At 39.2% G+C, this 4,097-nt stretch carries 5 protein-coding genes; 3 read left to right on the forward strand and 2 right to left on the reverse strand.

The genetic code is table 11. The features are described 5' to 3' along the window. From QUA38_RS21000 to QUA38_RS21010, 3 genes are all read left to right on the forward strand, one after another. On the forward strand, nucleotides 1–987 hold a 987-nt coding region (locus QUA38_RS21000), incomplete at its 5' end, for a THUMP domain-containing protein (protein WP_333165151.1). 66 nt (nucleotides 988–1,053) lie between these two features. Continuing rightward, complete coding sequence (gene yhdJ, locus QUA38_RS21005) at nucleotides 1,054–1,905, forward strand: adenine-specific DNA-methyltransferase (protein ID WP_333165153.1); 852 nt, start codon at nucleotides 1,054–1,056, stop codon at nucleotides 1,903–1,905. Nucleotides 1,906–1,910: 5 nt separating this feature from the next. Beyond that, nucleotides 1,911–3,056: a restriction endonuclease gene (locus tag QUA38_RS21010; protein WP_333165155.1), complete on the forward strand. Its 1,146-nt coding sequence runs from the start codon at nucleotides 1,911–1,913 to the stop codon at nucleotides 3,054–3,056. Between the two features lie 55 nt (nucleotides 3,057–3,111). Here QUA38_RS21010 and hpxZ read toward each other — a convergent pair whose 3' ends face one another. Beyond that, on the reverse strand, nucleotides 3,112–3,498 hold the full coding sequence (gene hpxZ, locus QUA38_RS21015) for an oxalurate catabolism protein HpxZ (RefSeq protein WP_333165158.1): 387 nt from the start codon (nucleotides 3,496–3,498) through the stop codon (nucleotides 3,112–3,114). 91 nt (nucleotides 3,499–3,589) lie between these two features. Next, nucleotides 3,590–4,009, reverse strand: coding sequence for a peptidylprolyl isomerase (locus QUA38_RS21020; protein ID WP_332982885.1), 420 nt, complete (start codon nucleotides 4,007–4,009; stop codon nucleotides 3,590–3,592). Nucleotides 4,010–4,097: the final 88 nt, after the last annotated feature.

Here is a 4,097-nt window from a genome sequence, read left to right on the forward strand (position 1 = left end):
GTCAATCTGTGGTCGAGAACTATTTTTCGAGTGCTAATGCCGATCGCCGAATTCCGGTGTTACAACTCGGATATGCTCTACCGCGAAGTGCAAAAAATCCCTTGGGACGAATACTTATATCCCGACAATACTTTAGCAGTAAACTGCACCGGTGGCAACGAAAACTTGAACCACACTCACTTTACAGCTTTGCAGGTCAAAAATGCGATCGCCGACCAACAGCGCCTTCAATTTAACAAGCGTTCTAATGTCGATGTAGAGAATCCCGATTTGCTAATTAACATTCACATTCATCAAGATAGAGCTATTTTAAGTTTAGACAGTTCTGGCGGCAGTTTGCACCGCCGGGGATATCGACCGGCGATGGGGCTTGCTCCCCTCAAAGAAACCCTAGCTGCGGCTTTGTTGGAGATGGCAGAATGGACGCCAGATTTGCCGTTTTTAGACCCGATGTGCGGTTCTGGGACTTTGCCTTTGGAAGCGACTTTAAAGGGATTGAATATTGCACCGGGATTGTTTCGAGAAAAGTTTGGATTTATGAGTTGGCGCGATTTTGACGAACCTTTGTGGGATAAATTGTGGGCCGAAGCTGAAAATAGTGAATTACCGGAACTTAAAGAGGTGGTTGCAGGGTGCGATCGCGATTCCGATATGTTAACTCAAGCTCGCACGAACGCGCAGCAAGCTGGTATTTCCGGTAAAATTCAGTTTGCTCAAACCGAGTTATCTCAGTTGGAAGCACCCGCAGACAGAGGCGTTTTGATTTGCAATCCTCCCTACGGAGAAAGGCTGGGAGATGCTAGCGAATTGGGAGATTTGTACAAGATGTTGGGGGATATTTTCAAGAATCGTTTTAAAGGTTGGAATGCCTTTATTTTGACTGGAAATAAGGAGTTGGGTAAAAAGGTGGGACTCAGGACATCGCGGCGAATTCCGGTTTTTAATGGCTCGATTCCGTGTACTTTGCTCAAGTATGAACTGTATTAAATATTTATAGAACATATCTCACTAAACTTGACAAGAGCCAATATTAATTGGAAGAGGCTAGGCTAAATGAAAATCTTTGATATTGACGACCACAAACTCATCTTAGGAGATGTGTTAGAAGTGCTTGGCACTGAAATCCAAGACAACTCAATAGATTTAATTTTTGCCGATCCTCCCTATAATATTGGCAAAAATTTCAATGGTTTTAAAGACAAGTGGGAATTTGAAAACGATTATTTAGAATGGAGTTATAGTTGGTTAAACTTATGTGTTAATAAGCTCAAGCATAACGGCAGTTTGTATCTAATGGCGTCAACTCAAAGTATGCCGTACTTTGATTTATATTTGCGCGATCGCTTAACAATCCTTTCTCGAATAGTGTGGTATTATGACAGTTCGGGTGTACAAGCAAAAAATTTTTACGGCTCTCTTTACGAACCAATTTTATATTGCGTCAAGGACAAACGAAATTATACATTTAATTCCTCAGATATTCTGGTAGAGGCGAAAACTGGAGCTGTTAGAAAACTAATTGACTACCGCAAGGCTCCGCCATCAGTATATAATTCTAAAAAAGTTCCAGGTAATGTGTGGGAGTTTCCGAGAGTGAGATATCGTATGCCTGAGTATGAGGAACATCCTACCCAGAAACCAACATCGTTGTTAGAAAGAATTATCAAAGCCAGTAGTAATGAGGGCGACGTTGTACTAGATATATTTTCGGGAACTTTTACAACATCATTTGTTGCCAAGCAGCTTAACAGAAAGTCAATCGGTATAGAATTACAAGAAAAGTATCTACAAATAGGATTGCGGAGGTTGCAAATTATCCCGGAGGATAGTGAAGAGAATCTGATGTCTGAAGTCCACTCTGATGAAATTTCGCCACAGCAGCTAACACTAAACTTACAACTATAATAAAAATGGAACATGAATTTACAAAAATAATTAAAAAATTTTTAGAGGATAAGTTTGGCGAGGCAGGGACTCAAATATTGAGTGAAAGCCAGCTAATTTTATATTTGAATATCAAGACTAAATCTTCAAATAAAGGCTCAAAATCAAGAGGAAGTTTTGCCAACTTATACGCAATATATGTTTTAGTTGAAGATTATTTTGTGAAAAATTTTCATCAGACAGGAATGTATTCAGATTATGAAGGTGCAGTTTATACGCATCTTTTTAAGAGACAGCGTGAATTAGCATTCGGGAAAAAGCTTCAAAATCATGGCTTGAACCATAGGATGAATGAAGAATTTAAAAAATATTTTCCCACTTGTGAGTTCATCCCAATTTTGAGAAATCAGAAAAATAACAGGTATTGGTTTAACGAAAATTTATTAAAAGTCAAAATCAATGAGAATGAACACAATATAGCAGAAACAGTAATCCACATAATTGATGCTTACGTTGAAGCTAAGAGAGATAGCTTTGAAAAGTTTATTCAAATTTGTAAAGATGCTCAAAGATTGACAGAGGTTCAAGTCAGAGAATTTATCAAACAAATGGTAGCGCCAAATGTAGATGCTCGAATTTTCGAGATCGTCAGCTACAGTATATTAAAATACTACTACAATGACCGAGTTATTTATTGGGGTTATGCACTAGACAGACTCCAGCAAGAAAATTTAAAGCTGTTTAAAACAGGTAGGACAAATGCTAATGATGGGGGAATTGACTTTGTAATGAAACCCCTAGGACGTTTTTTTCAGGTGACTGAAACTGTAGATGTAAATAAATATTTCCTAGACATTGATAAAATTGAAAGGTATCCGATAACATTTGTAGTTAAATCTTTAGATTCAGATAGTGAAATTAAATCAAAGATTGAAGCACAAGCTCAAAAGCTGTATTCAATAAATGCTATAGTATCTCAGTACATGGAATGTATAGAAGAAATAATCAATGTTCCTATTCTGATAGAAAGATTTGAACAAGCCGTTGCCAAAGGAGACTTAAGCAATATATTGAGCGAGATTATTAAGCAGAGCCGATTAGAATTTAATTATGAAGATCAGGAAGAAAGTCAGGAAATTGAATTATTAGACGTTGCTCTAGAGGATGAATGATTCAGTCATAAAGTCCGCCTGCTTTAGACAATTATTGTTTCCTTACCTTTAACTTTTACACCGACAACAAAGAAACGTGAGCGGAAACAATCTTCCACCCTTCAGGAAACTTCCGCCACATCTGACTCTGCCGCCCCAGACGCACCACTCCATCCATTACACGGCGAAATTCCAGCGTCACAGCCGCCGTATCTGCATCGAAAGTCACGACTTTGAGGTTGAACATTTCTCGATCGACATTTACAGGCGATCGTCCTTGGCGAAAAGCCCTCACCTCATCGCTCCCGTAGAGGTTCTCCGTCACCCCAAACCGCACGACTTCCGGCGCATCCCAGAACAAATTATCGAGAGTTTCAATATCATTCGTACAAAGAGCTTTTTCGTATTTTAAATATAGTTTAGTTAACTCAGCCACCACAGCATAATCATTGCTAACAGTCATAAATTGTATATTTTAAAACTCTTAACTTTCACAAGTTTTGTTTGCAATAAGGACTAAAGTCCTTACTACAAACGCAACTAATTACTGGAAATTAATGCTCAATTTTGAGCGAAATAATCTTGTCACCTTGGCGGATAGCATTGACGACAGACATATCCTCAGTTTTGCCAAAAGTTGTGTGCACTCCATCTAGATGAGACTGGGGAGAATGGCAAATAAAAAATTGGCTACCACCCGTATCTTTACCTGCGTGAGCCATCGATAAAGTTCCTGCCAAATGTTTGTTGGAGTTAATTTCGCACTTGATTTTGTAGCCGGGGCCGCCCGTTCCATTGCCTTTTGGACAGCCACCTTGAATCATAAAGTTAGGAATGACTCGGTGAAAGGCCAATCCATCGTAAAAACCTTTTTCCGCCAAGTCAACAAAATTCTTCACTGTGTTAGGCGCATCCGCATCGAACAATTCCAAATTGATTGTGCCTTTGTCGGTTTCCATTATAGCGCGGGTCATGATTTTTCCTTGCTTCCTAAAATGAGTGTGTTGCCTGCGTGTTAATTGCGGACTTCGCTTTTATAGCGACAGGTTTCAAACTGTCGTT

This window comes from Microcoleus sp. Pol12B4 (assembly GCF_036701385.1).
In the GTDB taxonomy this organism is placed as follows: domain Bacteria; phylum Cyanobacteriota; class Cyanobacteriia; order Cyanobacteriales; family Microcoleaceae; genus Microcoleus.